The 16,400-nt window shown below is 66.0% G+C and carries 14 protein-coding genes; 9 read left to right on the forward strand and 5 right to left on the reverse strand.

Annotated elements, in window-relative coordinates:
- The first annotated feature begins 54 nt into the window (after nt 1-54).
- The 4 genes from JWS13_RS19405 (at nt 55) to JWS13_RS19420 (ending at nt 5,661) form a co-directional block, all read left to right on the forward strand.
- The gene (locus JWS13_RS19405) at nt 55-1,515 is read left to right on the forward strand and encodes an aldehyde dehydrogenase family protein (protein ID WP_206007060.1); all 1,461 of its coding nucleotides are present in this window, start codon (nt 55-57) and stop codon (nt 1,513-1,515) included.
- A 55-nt stretch (nt 1,516-1,570) separates the two neighbouring features.
- Complete coding sequence (locus JWS13_RS19410; RefSeq protein WP_206007061.1) at nt 1,571-2,695, forward strand: NAD(P)-dependent alcohol dehydrogenase; 1,125 nt, start codon at nt 1,571-1,573, stop codon at nt 2,693-2,695.
- Nucleotides 2,692-4,269: a class I adenylate-forming enzyme family protein gene (locus JWS13_RS19415; protein ID WP_206007062.1), complete on the forward strand. Its 1,578-nt coding sequence runs from the start codon at nt 2,692-2,694 to the stop codon at nt 4,267-4,269. Before JWS13_RS19410 ends, JWS13_RS19415 begins: the two co-directional genes overlap by 4 nt.
- A 141-nt stretch (nt 4,270-4,410) precedes the next feature.
- A complete protein-coding gene (locus tag JWS13_RS19420) occupies nt 4,411-5,661 on the forward strand; it encodes an MFS transporter (RefSeq protein ID WP_206007063.1) in 1,251 nt (416 codons plus the stop codon).
- A 1-nt stretch (nt 5,662) separates the two neighbouring features.
- Here the strand turns inward: JWS13_RS19420 and JWS13_RS19425 are convergent, their stop codons facing one another.
- From JWS13_RS19425 to JWS13_RS19445, 5 genes are all read right to left on the reverse strand, one after another.
- Nucleotides 5,663-6,352, reverse strand: a complete 690-nt coding sequence (locus JWS13_RS19425) for a winged helix-turn-helix transcriptional regulator (RefSeq protein WP_206007064.1) — start codon at nt 6,350-6,352, stop codon at nt 5,663-5,665.
- Nucleotides 6,353-6,432: 80 nt separating this feature from the next.
- Nucleotides 6,433-7,893 carry an APC family permease gene (locus JWS13_RS19430; protein WP_206007065.1) on the reverse strand — a complete coding sequence of 487 codons (1,461 nt, stop codon included), beginning with the start codon at nt 7,891-7,893 and terminating at the stop codon, nt 6,433-6,435.
- An 86-nt stretch (nt 7,894-7,979) separates the two neighbouring features.
- Nucleotides 7,980-8,807 (reverse strand): MoaF C-terminal domain-containing protein, encoded by an 828-nt coding sequence (locus JWS13_RS19435; RefSeq protein WP_206007066.1) that lies wholly within the window; start codon nt 8,805-8,807, stop codon nt 7,980-7,982.
- Nucleotides 8,808-8,863: 56 nt separating this feature from the next.
- Nucleotides 8,864-10,312, reverse strand: a complete 1,449-nt coding sequence (locus JWS13_RS19440; RefSeq protein WP_206007067.1) for an aldehyde dehydrogenase family protein — start codon at nt 10,310-10,312, stop codon at nt 8,864-8,866.
- A gap of 227 nt (nt 10,313-10,539) precedes the next feature.
- Nucleotides 10,540-11,082 carry a TetR/AcrR family transcriptional regulator gene (locus JWS13_RS19445; RefSeq protein ID WP_241032243.1) on the reverse strand — a complete coding sequence of 181 codons (543 nt, stop codon included), beginning with the start codon at nt 11,080-11,082 and terminating at the stop codon, nt 10,540-10,542.
- A gap of 204 nt (nt 11,083-11,286) precedes the next feature.
- Here JWS13_RS19445 and JWS13_RS19450 point away from each other — a divergent pair, with 204 nt between their 5' ends.
- The 5 genes from JWS13_RS19450 to JWS13_RS19470 all read left to right on the forward strand — a co-directional run bounded on the left by JWS13_RS19450 (nt 11,287) and on the right by JWS13_RS19470 (nt 16,399).
- Nucleotides 11,287-12,144, forward strand: a complete 858-nt coding sequence (locus JWS13_RS19450) for an SDR family NAD(P)-dependent oxidoreductase (protein WP_206007069.1) — start codon at nt 11,287-11,289, stop codon at nt 12,142-12,144.
- A 33-nt stretch (nt 12,145-12,177) separates the two neighbouring features.
- A complete protein-coding gene (locus JWS13_RS19455) occupies nt 12,178-12,954 on the forward strand; it encodes an SDR family NAD(P)-dependent oxidoreductase (RefSeq protein ID WP_241032244.1) in 777 nt (258 codons plus the stop codon).
- 121 nt (nt 12,955-13,075) lie between these two features.
- Nucleotides 13,076-14,674, forward strand: coding sequence for an amidohydrolase (locus JWS13_RS19460; RefSeq protein ID WP_241032245.1), 1,599 nt, complete (start codon nt 13,076-13,078; stop codon nt 14,672-14,674).
- Nucleotides 14,675-14,721: 47 nt separating this feature from the next.
- Complete coding sequence (locus JWS13_RS19465) at nt 14,722-15,144, forward strand: ester cyclase (protein WP_206007070.1); 423 nt, start codon at nt 14,722-14,724, stop codon at nt 15,142-15,144.
- A gap of 34 nt (nt 15,145-15,178) precedes the next feature.
- Entirely contained in the window at nt 15,179-16,399 is a 1,221-nt protein-coding gene (locus JWS13_RS19470; protein WP_206007071.1) for an MFS transporter, read from the forward strand.
- Nucleotide 16,400 lies beyond the last annotated feature (1 nt).

Raw genomic sequence — 16,400 nt, forward strand, 5'->3', positions numbered from 1 at the left:
TGTGAGTAGGGCCACTCCAGTGGGGAGTCGGCCTACTCACAAAGGATGAATCTGGTGACCGTTGAAGCCCAGTCCCGAATCACCGTCGACGCAGAGTTCCCGATGACCATCGGCGGTAAATCCGTCACCACCTCCGACACCGCGCCGGTGTACAACCCGGCGACCAAAGAAATCATCGCCCGCGTTCCGGTCGCATCTCGATCCGACCTCGATACCGCCGTGGCCGCCGCGAAGGACGCATTCGAGACCTGGTCCGCGACTTCGCTCGAGGAACGTCAGTCGATTGTCGCGGCGATCGGCGACCGGCTCGAGGCGCACGCGGAGGAATTCCTCGCCCTCCTCACCGCCGAGCAGGGTAAGCCGCGGCCGATGGCGGAGTGGGAGGTGTACGGATCGGTAGCCTGGTTCCGGGAGATCGCCACTCAGTCGTTGCCCGAGGAGATTCTCGTCGACGACCCCGACCGCCGGGTCATCAGCCGTCACACACCGCTCGGCGTGGTCGGCGCGATCGTCCCGTGGAACTTCCCGATCCTGCTGGCCGTGTGGAAGATCGCGCCGGCGTTGGTCGCGGGCAACACGATCATCGTGAAGCCGTCCCCGTTCACGCCGCTGTGCGACCTGAAACTGGTCGAACTCGTTCAGGATCTCCTTCCCCCGGGTGTACTCAGCGCGGTCAGCGGCGACGACGACCTCGGAAAGTGGATCACCTCCCATCCCGACATCGCAAAGATCGCGTTCACCGGCAGCACCGACACCGGCAAGCACGTGATGCGCTCGGCCGCAGACACTCTCAAACGCATCACCCTGGAGCTCGGCGGAAACGATCCGGCGATCGTGCTCGGCGACGTCGATCCGGCCAAGGTGGCGCCGCAGATCTTCTGGGCCGCCTTCCAGAACAACGCCCAGTTCTGCAATGCCGCCAAGCGCATCTACATTCACGACAGCGTGTACGAGTCCGTGCGTGACGAACTCGTGAAGTACGCGCAGTCGGTCGTGGTCGGCAACGGTGCCGATTCCGACACCCAGCTGGGCCCGATTCAGAACCTGCAGCAGTACGAGAAGGTCGGCGAGTACTTCGACGACTGCACCGCGCAGGGCTACACCTTCGCACTCGGCGGCCGGATCGACCCGGACGCGGACGGCTGGTTCGTGCCCGTCACCCTCGTCGACAACCCGCCGGAGGACTCCCGCCTCGTCGCCGAGGAGCCCTTCGGACCCATCCTTCCGTTGCTGCGGTGGACCGACGAAGACGATGTGATCGCCCGGGCCAACGACACCATCTGGGGCCTCGGCGCGACGGTCTGGGGCGAAGATCTCGAAGCGATCGAGCGGATCGGCCGCCGGCTCGAGGCCGGAACCGTGTGGCTGAACGAGGTCCACCAGTACTCCCCCCATCAGGTCTTCGGTGGCCACAAGCAGTCCGGCATCGGTGCCGAGAACTCCTTGCACGGACTCGCCGAGTACACCAACCACCAGACCATCACCCTCAACAAGGTGCCGAACGCCGTTTCCTGACAGCACCGTTCGCGCTGTTCACCAGGTGCCCGCCCGACCTAGAAGGATTTGTTCGATGGACACAACCGCCGCTGTTCTGCGCTCTGCCGACAGCCCGCTCACACTCGAGACACTGCACATCGACGATCTGCGCCCGCACGAGGTGCTGGTGCGGATCGTCGGCTCCGGGATCTGCCATACCGACCTCGGCGTCATCGCCGGACAGGAAGCAGGACAATCACCAATCGTCCTGGGTCATGAGGGATCCGGAGTCGTCGACGCCGTGGGAGCCGAGGTCACCACCGTCGCACCCGGGGACCACGTGGTGCTCTCCTACAATTTCTGCGACGACTGCGACAACTGCTCCCGCGGTCTGCCGATGCACTGCCGGCACTTCGTCGGGCTCAACCTCGTCGGGGCCCGTCTCGATGGCACCACGGCTCTGAGTGCCGGAGACGAACCGGTCCGTGGACATTTCTTCGGTCAGTCGTCGTGGGCGGCCCACGCGGTCGCCAACGAGCAGAACTGCGTCAAGGTTTCTCACGATCTGCCCCTCGAACTGCTCGGACCACTCGGGTGCGGAATCCAGACTGGTGCGGGCGCCGTCCTGAACACCCTGCATCCCGAACCCGGGTCCTCGATCGTCATCTTCGGGGTGGGCTCGGTGGGCCTGGCCGCACTACTCGGCGCGGTTGCCGCAGAGTGCAGCACGATCATCGCCGTCGACATCCAGCAGTCCCGGCTGCAGAAGGCGACCAAGCTCGGGGCGACTCACACGATCAACTCGGCCACCGAGGACGTCGTCGCCCGTGTTCTCGAGATCACGGGCGGTCGCGGAGCCCAGTACTGCGTCGACTGCATCGCTCTGCCGGCAGTCCTGCGGAGCGCCCTCGAGTGCCTGCAGTCGCCCGGCGTGTGTGCCACCGTCGGCTTCCAGGGCATGTCCAACGAGATCACACTCGATCAGGGACACCTCCTGTTCGGCCGCACCCTGGTCGGGGTCATCGAAGGCGACGCCGTCCCCGCCGATTTCGTGATCCGCATGATCGAGCTGTATCAGGCGGGCCGGTTCCCCTTCGACGAACTGATCGACACCTTCCCGTTCGAACGGATCAACGACGCCCTCGACGCGGTCCACCGAGGAGATGTCACCAAGGCAGTCCTGACGTTCGGCACCCCACCCGAAAGCGACGAGCAATGAGTGACCTCCGCACCGCAGCGGCACCCTCGGTCGGCCCCGGTCAGATTCTTCCCTTCGCCGCCACCCGCCATCCCGACAAGATCGGGTTGGTGGTCGGCGACAGCCGGCTGACCTACCGCGAACTCGACCGCCTCTCCGACAACGTCGCCGCATCCCTGCGGGCCGGCGGCATCGGGACCGGCGACGTCGTCTCGCTGTACGGCCAGAACAGCTGGCAATGGATCGTCAGCTACCACGGCGCCCTCAAGGCCGGCGCCGTGGTGAACCCGGTCAACGTGATGCTCACCGGCCCCGAACTCGCGTACGTCCTGGGCGACTGCGGCGCGAAGGCGGTGTTCGCCGGACCCGACCAGGCAGGCACGGTGTCGGGGGCACTCGACAGCGTTGCATCGGTGGACCTGTTCTGCGTCTTCGGCCGATCCGACGCGTCCGCACCCGAGGGCGCCGTCCCGTGGGACGACTTCCTGGCGTCGGCTGCCGGGAGCACGGCAGTATCGGCACCCGACGTGGCACCGAAAGACCTGTGCTGCATCGGATACACCTCGGGAACGACGGGGCACCCCAAGGGGGCCATGCAATCACACCAGTCGGTCCTGTTGAATTGCGCCCTGACCGCCACCATGCACGGTCGCGGCGTGGACGAGATCGTGGTCACCGCCCTGCCCGCCGCACACGTCTACGGGAACGTCGCCATCAACAGCACCTTCCTCGCCGGCGGGACGGTTGTGCTGATGGAACGATTCGACGCCGCTCACGCACTGCACCTGATCGCCACCGAGCACGCCACCCTGTTCGAGGGTGTTCCCGCCATGTACTCGATGATGCTGGCCGACCCCGCCTTCGAGACGGCCGACGTGACGAGTCTGCGCAAGAGCACCATCGGCGGGCAGACGTTCAGCCCGAGCCTCGCCGAGCGCTGGCAGGCCCGGGTGGCCGGTCCGGTACTGGAACTGTGGGGGATGACCGAAATCGCCGGTCTCGGCACCACCCATTCCGTCTTCGCACCGCCCGTCCTCGGGTCGATCGGGGTCTCCCTGCCCGGGACCGAGATCAAGATCGCCCCCATCGACGGCGGCGCCGGTGAGGTTCCCGTCGGCACACCCGGCGAACTCGTCGTGCGCGGACCGCTGGTGATGCTCGGGTATCACGGCCGGCCGGACGCGACCGCTGAGGTGCTCGGCGCCGACGGGTGGCTCCGCACCGGTGACGTCGCGTACGTCGACGACACCGGTCACTTCTTCGTCGTCGACCGGCTCAAGGACATGATCCTCACCGCCGGCTACAACGTGTACCCGGCCGAAATCGAGCGGGTGATCAGCTCGCATCCCCAGGTGACGATGGTCGCGGTAGGCAAGCGGCCGGACGAGGTGAAAGGAGAGGTAGCAGTGGCCTACGTCGTCACGGCAGCCGGCAGCGACCTCGACGCCGCGGCCGTCCTGGAGTTCTGCCGAGAACGCCTCGCCGCTTACAAGCGCCCCCGCGACGTCGTCTTCGTCGACGCCCTGCCGACGACGTCCTCGGGTAAACTGATGCGCCGCAAGCTCACCGAGCTCGATCACGCCATCTCGCGGTAGCTCAGACAGATCGACCACACGATTCGCCGTTGCCGAATCACCCGCCCGCCAGGCCGAGGGCAACGGCGGGTGATTCGGCAGTTATCATCAACTCGAGATCCGTTCTGCGTCGAATACCAAAGAGGTCGTGTGCCAGGTTCAATGATGCGAGCAATAGGGTTCCTTTCCTTCTACGACCGACTCGCCGCAGCTCCGATGCTCGTCGTTCTCGCTACTCAGATGAACGTCTCCCTCACGGACGCGATCCGAATTGTTTCCGCATATGCGTTGTTGTATGCCCTCGGACAACCGCTTTGGGGTCTCATCAGTGATCGGTACGGTCGAGTTCCCGTCCTGCGTGTCGCCCTGGTCGGCACCATTGCCGCCACCGCCGCCAGCGTCATGGCCGTCAACCTACCCATGTTGATTCTTGCCCGAGCGGTCGCCGGGCTTTTCGTCGGATCGCTATTCCCAACATTGCTGACAATCCTCGGAGACTCGTACACCGCATCGACACGAGCACGAGAAATCTCGAGCCTACAAGTCTTCACTGCCCTCGGCGCAACATTCGCAACTCTCATCGCGGGCGTCCCTGCAACATGGACGGATTGGAGGGTTGTCTTCGCGATAACCGGAGTCGGGGCCGCATGGCTAGTTGTACAAATGATTCCGCACCGTGCGGGGACACAGTCGAGTTCGCCGGAGCGGAGTACACGGAGTGCCTTTTCGAAGTGGCCGATCTGGCTCTACATGCTGGCACTTCTGGAGGGGGGAATCCTTCAGGGCATCTTGACCTACATCGTGCCTGCGCTCGAATATGCCGGGCTCTCCCTCGGTCTCGCGGGCCTGATCGGGTCGGCATATGGGCTCGGGATCATTGGTGGAGCAGCACTGACTAAACGCCTGGTATCCAGGATCGGGAGAACAGCGATAATCGGCACAGGGGTCGGGGTACTCATCGCTGCATTCGCCGCCGCGACGGCATCGCAGGGACCCGCCGCGTTGGCCATGACGTCGCTGTTCCTCGGCATATCAAACGCGCTTCTGCATTCCTCTCTTCAAGGATGGGTCACGGACATCGCCCCGCATGCCCGGGCGACGGCAGTGTCCATCTTCGTCTGCTGCCTATTCCTGGGGAGTTCGCTGGCAACGTCTGTGACGGCACCCTTCACCGTCAACGGATATTCGACAATCTTTGCAATGACATTCGCCGTCAGCATCGTGCTCGTTCTTCTCGCAACAGGCAGCCACTGGTTCTGGTCACGGCCCGGCTCTACGGACACAACTGGGTGGCGGACGACCTCTCGGGCAGACCTGGCTGATGTTGCGTCCCAATCAGCTGGTGGCCACGCGCGCTCGTCGGACAGCACCCGGACGAACGCGCCGAACTCGCCGCGGTGGTTCCCGGGGTAGATCACGCGTGCAGAGTGAACCCGATCCCGCGGACGGTGCGGATGAGGGGCGGGATGCCGCTCGATGCAAGCTTGCGGCGCAACGAGCTGACGCACATGTTGAGGACGTTGGTGCGGGCTTCGCCGGGATAGCCCCAGACGGTACGGAGGAGTTGTCGTCGGCTGACGACACGGCCCGCGTTCTCGGTGAGGATGCCCATCAGTTCGAATTCGGTTCTGGTCAAACGAATTCGGGCGTCGTGAATTTCGGCTGTCCCGCGCGCGGCGTCCAGGGTGATGTACGCGGGGTGTGACGGATTCAGCGCCGGGGGTGCGAGACGCCGAAGCAGGGCGCGTAGCCGGGCGACGGCTTCATCGCCGATGACCGGGGCGATCAGGACGTCGTCGGCGCCGGCCCCGAGGAACTCGCACACGCTGTCGGAGTCGTTTGGTTGCGGTCCGGTGATCACCACGATGCCGATGGCCGGTTCTGCATTTCTGACCGCCCCTACGACGGCGAGGCCGTCGAAGCCCGGCACTCGGTCGTCGATGACGACCACATCGGGTCGCTCGGGCACGGAGTGCACGGTTGTTCCGTGGATCACCCGGAAGTCGGTGTTGGCCGAGTGCCGGGTGATGAACGACGTCTCGCCGTTCGGCGGGAGGACGAGGATGATCGTCGGTGTCGAGGCCGGAGTGAACGGTGTGGTCATTCGCAATGTCCGAGGGGGTTCGTGGGTACCCGGCTGGGGCACGGCCGCCGCGACTGTGTGGGCGGCGGAGTGGGTGGGTGTCAGACGAGTTCGGCTTGGTAGTCGATGTTCGGACGTAGTGCCGCCCAGCCGAATCCCAGTGCCGCGCAAAGCGGGATCAGCAGGAGGAGCCATCGTGCGACGCCGCCCTGCCCGCCGAGCAGGACGCCGTAGTTCTGCACGGCGAGCCATACGACCACCGCGAACCCGAGGAGTGCCCCGGCGGGTGCCACCTTGGTCTTCCAGATGCTCGTCTCCAGGCGGGTGCGGGCGAAGAAGGCGATGATCGACGCCGAGGTCAGGGCGAGGATCACGATGAGCGAGACGGTGCCTAGTGACAGCAACCAGCTGAAGGTGACGGTGATCGGGTCCGCGCCGGCGAGTTCGAAGGCGGCGAGGATGATCGCGAGCGCAACGCCGACTACCAAGGCGGCCGCCGCGGGGGTGCCGGTCTTGGCGTTGGCTTCACCGAGGCGGTGCGGCAGCACCTTTGCCCGTCCCAGCGCATAGAGGTAGCGGGAGAACATGTTCTGGAAGCCGATGAGCATGGCGATGAAGCTCGTGACGACCAGGATTTCCATCACCGTGCTCAACCAGGGACCGACTTCGGCCTCGGCGATGGCGAACACGAATCCGGCCGGGTCGTCGGTGGCGGCGGCCTGGACGGCGTCCGCGCCGACGGAGTTGCCCAGCGCCCAGGTGGTCAGGGCGTAGAAGACGCCGATGAACGCGATCGAGGTGTATACGGCGCGGGGAATGGTGCGGTGCGGGTCCTTAGCTTCCTCGGAGAAGACGACGGTGGCCTCGAAACCGGTGAAGCAGGTGATGCAGAACAGGAACGCCACACCGAGCCCCGGACCGACCAGCGCGGAGGGATCGAAGGCCGCAAGCGAGTTCCCCGAGACGCCGCCCCCGACGATGATCGCGACGTCCAGCACGACGAAGGCGGCGATCTCGAGCAGCACGAGCAGTCCCAGCACCTTCAAGCTGACGTCGACGCCGCGGACGGTGAGTGCGGTGACAAGGGCCAGGGTGACGAACAGCAGCACCCACGCCGGCACGTCGACACCGAGTTTGTCGGTGATCAACTGTTGCGCGAACACCGAGTACTGGGACCACAGGGCAGCCTGCAGGGCCGTGTAGGCCAGGATGGCCAACCCGGCGGCGGCAGTGGCCAGTCGTGGCCCGAATCCCTGCGCGATGTACGCGACGAAGCCGCCGGCATTGGTGATGTGCCTGCTCATCGTCACATACCCCACGGAGAAGACGACGAACAACAGGGCCGCCAGCAGATACGTCGCGGGGGCGGCGACACCGTTGACGGAGAAGACGACGGGTGAGGCGCCGACGATCGCGGCCATCGGTGCGACTGCGGCGACGACGAAGAACACGATCGCCGCGACCCCGAGCCTGCCTGCCCGCAGCCCCGCCCTCCCCTCCCCGGGGGGCTCGTTGTGACCGGTGTTCTGTGGCGGGACGGCCTGGTGGGGAGGTGTGGACATTGGAGCCTCCGAAGAAGGAATTCGCGGGGTGGTGCGGGTTGGTGATGCGGCGTGTTCGTGGGTGACAGTCGGCGGACGGATTCGCGTCAGGCTTTCGGTCCGGGGCGGGCGTCGTCGACGGACGGGGTGCGTTCGAATTCGCGCGCGTACGAGCCCATGGTGATGTTGACCAGGTCACCGCTCTGCTGGTCGATGCCGAATTGGATGCCGACGGTGCGGAGGGCATTCAGGTCGACCAGGACCATGCCCTCGACGCCGACGTTCTTCTCCAGCCAGGAGAACAGGTACGTGTTCTCCCGCAGCTTCCAGTAGGTGCAGCTGTCGGTGTCGCCCACACCCAGCTCGGCGCCGCCGATGCACAGCCAGGTGAAGAGGTTCTCGTTGAGGTAGACGTGGTCGTACACGTCGTCGCCGCTGTAGGCGTAGCGCACCCGGCGCCCGATCAGCTCGCCGGTCGGCTCGTGGGCGTCGGCCGCGGTGGCGGCGCTTCCTGCGATCTGGCCCTGGAACCACCGCTGGCGGGCAAGATGGGGGTTGGGGCCGAGTCCGAGTTCGCCGACCGCGCCGGTGACCTGACCGGTCGTCAGATCGAGGGCGGCGCTGACGACCACCGGGTGGTCCTCGCCGCTGCGCCGGTAGTGGAGGTAGAACAGTCCGGGCTGCATCTCGAACAGCTCGTAGGTCTCGGTGCCGGCCTGCTCGCCGGTGCGCCAGCTCAGTTCTGCTTCGGAGAATGCGTGGGTGAGGGTGAACTTGTCACCCGAATCCACGAAGCGGGCGTTCAGGGTGAGTTCCCGGCCGTCGAGGGCGCGGCTGTAGGCGGGCCGGTATTCGTCGAAGCCGTCGGCCATCTCGCTCAGCGAGGCCCAGTCGTCCTTGTTCCAGCTGAAGGCCGAGGTAGTGGAGGTGCTCATGATGTCAGGTGTCCTTGGATCGGTGGAGGATTTCTGGTGGGTCGTTCGCGGGCGGGTCAGCCGAGGTTGACCCAGACGCCCTTGGTCTCGGTGAATTCGTCGATGGCATTGGAGCTCATTTCCCGGCCCCATCCGCTGGAACCGAATCCGCCCCACGGGGCAGCGGGATCGAGGAACGGCAGCATGTTGACGAAGACGCTGCCGGCGTGGATCGACGCGGCGAGGTTGTGCGCCAGCTCGAGGTCCTTGGTCCAAATACATGCGGCCAGACCGTAATCGGTGTCGTTGGCGCGGGCCGCGAGCTCGTCGGCGTCGTCGTACGACAGGATCGACAGCACCGGCCCGAAGATCTCCTCCCGGGCGATGGTCATGTCGTCGCGCACACCCGAGAACACGGTGGGGGCGAAGAAGTTCCCGCCGGACAGCTCTCCGCCGACGCGGCTGCCGCCGGTCACCAACTGCGCGCCCTCGGCGACCCCGGCGTTGACGAGCCGCTCGACGTGGTCGGCGTGCTCGGGCGAGGCCAGCGGGCCGATCACCGTCTCGGGCGACATGCCGGGACCGATCGGCAGCGCGCTCGCCGCGGCGGCGATCTTCTCGGTGAACTCGTCCACCCGCTTCGAGTCGACGAAGAATCGCGTGTAGGACGCACAGACCTGACCGCTGTTGAGCAGGGCGCCCTGCAGGTTCCCCGCGACCGCGGCGTCGATATCCGCATCCCGCGCAATGACACTCGGCGCCTTGCCGCCGAGTTCGAGGGTGACCCGCTTGAGGTTGCCCGAGGCGGCGACGACGATTTGCTTCCCGACCGCGGTCGACCCGGTGAACGACACCTTGTCGACGTCGGCGTGCTCGGTGAGGGCCTTGCCCGCCTCGGGACCGCCGGTCAGGCAGTTCACGACTCCGGGCGGGAACCCGGCCTCCACGCACAGCTTCGCGAGGAACACGGTGCTCAGCGGCGTCTGCTCGGCGGGCTTGAGGATCACGGTGTTGCCGCAGGCCAGCGCCGGGGCCAGCTTCCAGGCGGCGATCATCAGCGGGAAGTTCCACGGGGTGATCAGGGCGCACACGCCGACCGGTTCGCGGCGGGTGTAGTGCATCGTGTTGGGGATCGACACCGCCGAGTTCTTGCCCTCGATCTTGGTGCACCAACCGGCGTAGTAGCGGAAGACCTCGGCGGCCATGGTGAGGCTGACGGTCTTCGCGACCCCGAGCGGCTGCCCCTGGTCGCGGGTTTCGAGTTCGGCGAGTTCGTCGGCGTGCTGCTCGATCAGGTCGGCGACCTTCCACAGCAGCCGTGCGCGGGCGGCGGGCACCAGTGCCTTCCATGCCGGATCGGTCAGCGCCTGCCGCGCCGCCGCGACCGCGGCGTCGACGTCGGCGACGCCGGCGTCCGCGACAGTGCCCAGCGGCTCACCCGTCGCCGGATCGTAGGTCTTGAACTCGGCACCGGACCGGGCCGGAACCCAACGGCCGTCGATCAGCAACTGCTCGCGCACATCCATTGTGAGAACTCCTCGAAATACTCGTGACCAGGCCACGTGACGTGAGTCTCACTCTGCTCCGGGATTCGCGGAACCGCATTGCCCGAAACCGTACAAACATTGACTAATCCCGCATACCTTCGGTGGCGCCGAGTCAATCGACAGCGGTCGCGGCCGACGGGTCGCGCGGCACGAAAGTCGAATTCCGTTTCAGCAAAGTATATTTGGGAGTTCACGCGTCGCCCACCTCACTCGGCAAGTGAGCGCAGAAACCGGCGAAGATGCGCGAGCGCGGCCTCGTTGAGTTCGGGGCGGTCGAGAGTGACCTGCTGAAAGATCAGTCCGTCGGCGGCCGCGATGAACAGTTGGGCCATCGCCTCGTCGCAGTCGATTCCGCCGTGCGCCAACTCTTCGCGCAGGGCCTGCCGATAGGTGCCGTACAGCGACTCGACGTGCGGACGCAGTTCGGGACGCCGCCGCGATTCGAGGATCAGTTCGTACTGGAAGGCCTGCTCGTCGGGGTTGGCGACGACCATCCCGATCAGTCCGGCGAAGAGCGCGTCGAGGTCCCCGGTGCCCGGCCGGGTGCTGATCGAGGTGACGCTGTTTTCGACGGAGTACTGCAAGGCGGCCTCGAGCAGGGCGTCCCTGCTCCCGAAGTGGTGGGCGACCAGGCCGTGCGTGACGTTCGCCTCGCGAGCGACGGCGCGGTAGGTCAGTTTTCGCAGGCCCTGGTCGGCGACGACGTGGACGGCGGCGGCGAGCAGCGCCTGCCGGCCCTCGCCATACATTGGCGAACTCCGACCCGGTGTGGACGCAACAGCGGTCATCGGTGTCCTCCAGGATTGTTTTCATCTATCCACTTGACTAGTTGTACAGCACCGGGGCATATTTGTGCCACCGATCACAACTATCCATCTGGATATTTGGCTTCTCTTCGCTCGCGGTCCACTTCGACCGCACCAATGCCGTCGGCACGCAGAAGGACCCTCACCATGACGAATACAGCGGATAACGAACCGCAGGCCACGCTCGCTGACCGGGATGCGTCCGGCGCAGTCGCCATAGTCACCGGCGGCGGGAGCGGGATCGGTGCAGCCACCGCGCAGGCGCTCACTGCCGCCGGCTGGTCGGTGGTGATCTGCGGACGGCGTGCGGACGCGCTCGCGCGGGTGGCCGACGCCACCGGGGCACATCCGATCGTCGCCGACACCACCGACGCGGCCGCGGTAGCCCGCCTCGTCGAGAGCACCGTCACCCGCTTCGGGCGCATGGACGGACTGGTCCTCAACGCCGGAACCGTCCGGCCCGGCCCGGTCGGCGAATTGTCCGACAGCGATTGGGCGGCGATGGTCGAGACGAACCTCACCGCGCCCTACCGTCTGCTGCACACCGCCCTGCCGCACCTGGTCCGGAACGGCGGGGCGGTGGTCGGGGTGTCCTCGGTCAGCGGGCTGCGTGCCTCGGGCGGAACCCCCGGCTACAACGCCACGAAGGCGGGACTGAACATGCTGCTGCAGTCGGTCGCCGTCGACTACGGGCCGCGAGGAGTACGCGCCAACGTCGTCTGCCCCGGTTGGACCCGCACCGAGATGGCCGACGAGGAAATGGCCGAACTCGGCGGCGAACGCGGCCTCGACGCGGAGCAGGCCTATCGCCTCGCCTCCGCACTCGTCCCGCTGCCGCGGCCCGCGCACGCTGCCGAAGTCGCCGCCACCATCGCCTGGCTGCTCTCCCCCGCCGCCTCCTACGTCAACGCCGCGGTGCTGCCCGTGGACGGCGGGCACAGCGCGGTCGACGTAGGCACCGTCGCCCTCGACCCACGATTCTCCCTCGCCATGACCACGATCTGACGGTCCGTACACCCCCGGAGAAGGAACATCCCGATGAACTTGCAACTGCGCGAACGAGTGGTGTTGGTGACCGGAGGCGCATCCGGCATCGGCCGAGCCTGTGTGGACGCGCTGACAGCCGAGGGTGCCCACGTGCTCATCGTCGACCGATCCCCGGACGGACAAGTGGTCGCCGACACGCATCGAAACCACGGCGCCACGGCCGACTTCGGCCATGCTGACATCACCAACGAATCCGACGTCGAACGAGCGGTCGACTACGTACTCGACAAATTCGGGCGCCTCGATGCGGTCCTCGGCTGCGCCGGCATATCCGGTCCCGTCGGAACGCGAGCCACCGAAGTGAGCATCGAGGAGTGGGATCGGGTGATGGCCGTCAATGTCCGCGGAAATTTTCTCATCGCAAAACACGCGATCCCGCACTTGCAGAACAGCGACATCGGCACCGTTGTGTTCCTGGCCTCCGATGCCGCGTTAGCCGCCTTTGAGGGCATGACGCCATACAGCACCTCCAAGGGAGCCGTGCTGATGCTGACCAGATCACTATCTGTCGACCATCCGTCGGTGCGAGTCAACGCCTTGTGCCCGGGCATCGTCGACACCCCGATGTCCCGGGCCGACCTTGGCCACTCGGAAGGCTTCGCTGGAACGAACCTGCCAGTCGTGTCGGCGCATCAGATCGCTCTACACGCAATGTTCCTCGCGTCCCCGGTCAGCGCCCCGATCAACGGGACCACTCTGGTCTCGGACTTCGGCTATCTCGCCCGTTCGGCGGTCGGAACGCTCGACTTCACCAGCGCCGCCCCGTGACGGCAAGAACCGAATGGTCGCTCGCACCCACGCTCAGCCGGAATCGCTTACGTGACGCCGCGTGGTGCAAGTGTCCCGCCTCATCGCCCACGACACCACTCCAGAACGGAAGGAAGAACCGATGCCAACCGCGTTGCTCAATGGCCGCATCTACACCGTCGACCCGGCCGCACCCTGGGTGCAGGCCGTTCTGATCGACGACGGCATCTTCACGGTCGTCGGGTCCGACGACGACGTCCGTGCCGCGGCCCCGGAGGGTACCGAGTTCGTCGACCTCGACGGTCGCATGGCGATGCCCGGACTGCACGATGCCCACACCCATCTGCTGTTCAGCGGGTTGAAGTTTCGCTACGAGGCCCGTCTGACACCGGGCGGCTCCCCGCAGGAGATCGTGCACGACCTCAGTCACTGCAGATGCGCTGAACTCGTCGACGAGGACGTGCAGCCCTGGATCGTCGGCGGCGAGTTCGTGCCCGCCGACTTCGCCGCGGGAGAACTGGACCGCAAATTCCTCGATGAGGCGTTCCCCGATCAGCCGGTCTTCCTGTACGACTACACCATTCACCACGCCCTGGCCAACACCACCGCACTTGACCTCGCCGGGCTCTCCGCCGACTCGGTGGACCCACCCGGTGGCCGGCTGGTCCGCCGGGAAGGGACGAACGAGCTGACCGGGGAACTCGTCGAGCAGGCCCGCTGGCCCGTGATGCGCGCCATGTCCGATTACCGTGCCGGCATCTACCGTGACGCCGTCGGCTGGGCAGCGTCGGTGTGCCATCAGTACGGCATCACGTCCGTGCAGGAGGCCTCCGCGTCCCCGCAGGCGCTCGCGGCCTACCGGGACCTCGACCGGGACGGCGCACTGAACCTGCACGTCGCCGCGCACCTGGTCTGGAAGGAGGAGGGTTTCGGGATGGCCGATACCGCCGAACTCGACCGCACCATCGCCGAACGAGCGGCATTCGCCAGTGAACACCTGGACACCGGACGCATCAAGATCTGGCTCGACGGGTCACCCTTACCGCCGCACATGACCCAGGCGGACCTCGACGCGCACGGCAGCGTCGACCCCACCAACATTCTCGTCGACGAAGATCAACTCACCGAGGTGCTGCGCGGATTCGACGCGGCCGGGTTGTCGGTGAAAATCCACTGCGCCGGTGCGGGTTCCGTGCGCGCCGCACTCGACGCCTTCGAGAACGTTCGCCGGACCAACGGCACACGCGGCCCGGCCCACGAGATCGCGCACTGCCCGTTCATCCACGACGACGACTACAAGCGATTCGGTCAACTCGACGTGATCGCCGAGATGTCGCCCGCAATCTGGCATCTCGATATTCCCGGGCACGACGATGCGTTCAAGTTCCGCACCATCCTCGACTCGGGTGCCACGATGACCGTCGGCTCGGACTGGATCATCACCCCGAATCCGAATCTGTTCCCGGCCCTGCAGGGCATGCTGCAACGCGGTGACGAGACCGTCGGTCTCACCACCGCCGTGCATCTGATGACCCTCGGCGGTGCAAAGGTCGTCGGCCGTGATCACGTGCAGGGCACGATCACCGCCGGGAAGTCCGCCGACCTGATCGTGCTCGACCGCAACATCTTCGAGGTCCCGCCCGAGCAGGTCGGATCCACGCAGGTGCTGCGGACCCTCTTCGAGGGGCGCACCGTCTTCGACGCGGACGCATCGACCGCCGCCGATCTGCATCGGCCCTGAGCGCAGTACACCCCTTCCGACTGTTGACCAACCCTGGAGGACTCACCGTGTCCAACCCTGATTTCGACACCGTCGCAGCCTTGTACGAGGCGTGGAACACCCGAGACATCGCAGCCTGGGTCGATTCGTTCACCCCCGATGCGACCTGGACGAATCTGCCCACCGGAGAGGTCCACGCCGGTCACGACGGGATGGCGGACAACTACCGGCACTGGGACGGGCCGTTCCGCGACGGAACGTGCGAGAAGCTCACCTTCGCCGGGGGTGACGGGCTGGTCGTCACCGAGTTCGTTGCGGTCGGCACCCACACCGGCCCCCTCACGACCCCGGACGGAGAGGACATCCGCCCCACCGGTCGCACACTGTCGGTTCCCTTCTGCGACATCCACCGGGTCGAGAACGGCCGGATCTCGTCGACCCGGCGGTACTGGGACCAGCTCACCGTCCTCACCCAGCTCGGACTGCACTAAGCCTGGACTTTCCCCACTCACGAAGGACCACCCGATGCCCCACACTCTCGACGGTCGACGCACTCCATTCGACAGCACCGATCCCAACTCCACAGGACGCGTGGCACTGATCGTTCTCTTCTCCTCCGTTGTCGGCATGCTCCTGCTGATGGCCCCCGCCGTGGCCAGTCAGCTCCAACTTCAGCTGGGACTGAATCCCTCACAGACGGGTGACTTGTTCTCGGCCGAACTCGGTGCGATGAGCTTCGCCTCGATCCCCGCACTGTGGTGGATGAAGAAATTCAACATCAGGACGATGTCCACGATTTTCGGCGTGATCTTCATCGCCGGCAACATCAGCTCCGCGTACATCGACGACTACGGCACCCTGCTCGCCGTGCGCTTTCTGACCTCCCTCGCGGGCGGGTCACTGATGGTCCTGTGCATGTCGCTCGCCGCCCAGACCCGAGATCGCAACCGCGTGTACGGACTATGGGTGATGGGGCAATTGTCCTTCGGGGCGATCGGATTGGCGGTGCTTCCGCACTTCTTCGACAACTTCGGAATCGGCATCGTGTACTGGACCCTCGCCGTGCTGATGATCCTCGTTCTGCCGCTCACACGATTCCTGCCGGAGCGTAACGTCACGGCCGGCCATGCCGGCGGACAAGAGACCGGGCCGACACGCAACTACGTGTTGCGCGCCGCATTCGGGCTCGTCGCGGTGCTCGCCTTCTACGTGAGCCTCAGCGGAATCTGGACGTTCGTCGGCGGTGTCGCCGCTGCATCCACCATCGGCACCGAAACCTCGAGTGCGATCCTGTCGATCGCCACCGTCCTGGGTATCGCCGGTTCTGCACTGGCCACCGTCCTGGGCGCCCGGCCGAGCACGAGAACCAACCTCCTCGTCGGGTATGTGGCGATGACCCTGTCGGTCGGTCTGCTCGCCGGAATGCCGGGACTGCTCCGATTCACCATTGCAGCACTACTTTTCAAGTTAACCTGGACGTTCATTCTCCCGTACATCATGTCCACCCTGTCCGGACTGGACCGGTCGGGACGGCTGGTGAACCTGGCCAACATCGCAATCGGCGGCGGCTTCGCGATCGGCCCGTTCATGGGAGGACGCCTCGTCGAGAGCGCAGGCGGATACGGAACGTTGATCGCGGTCAGCGCCGCGGGACTGGTCCTGTCGCTGGCACTGATCATGGCTGCCCAACCCCGGCGGAACGTCGCCCCCGTCGTCACCACCCCGGTTCCGCAGATGGCCGAGTAGA

Source organism: Rhodococcus pseudokoreensis, from assembly GCF_017068395.1.
Lineage (GTDB): Bacteria > Actinomycetota > Actinomycetes > Mycobacteriales > Mycobacteriaceae > Rhodococcus_F > Rhodococcus_F pseudokoreensis.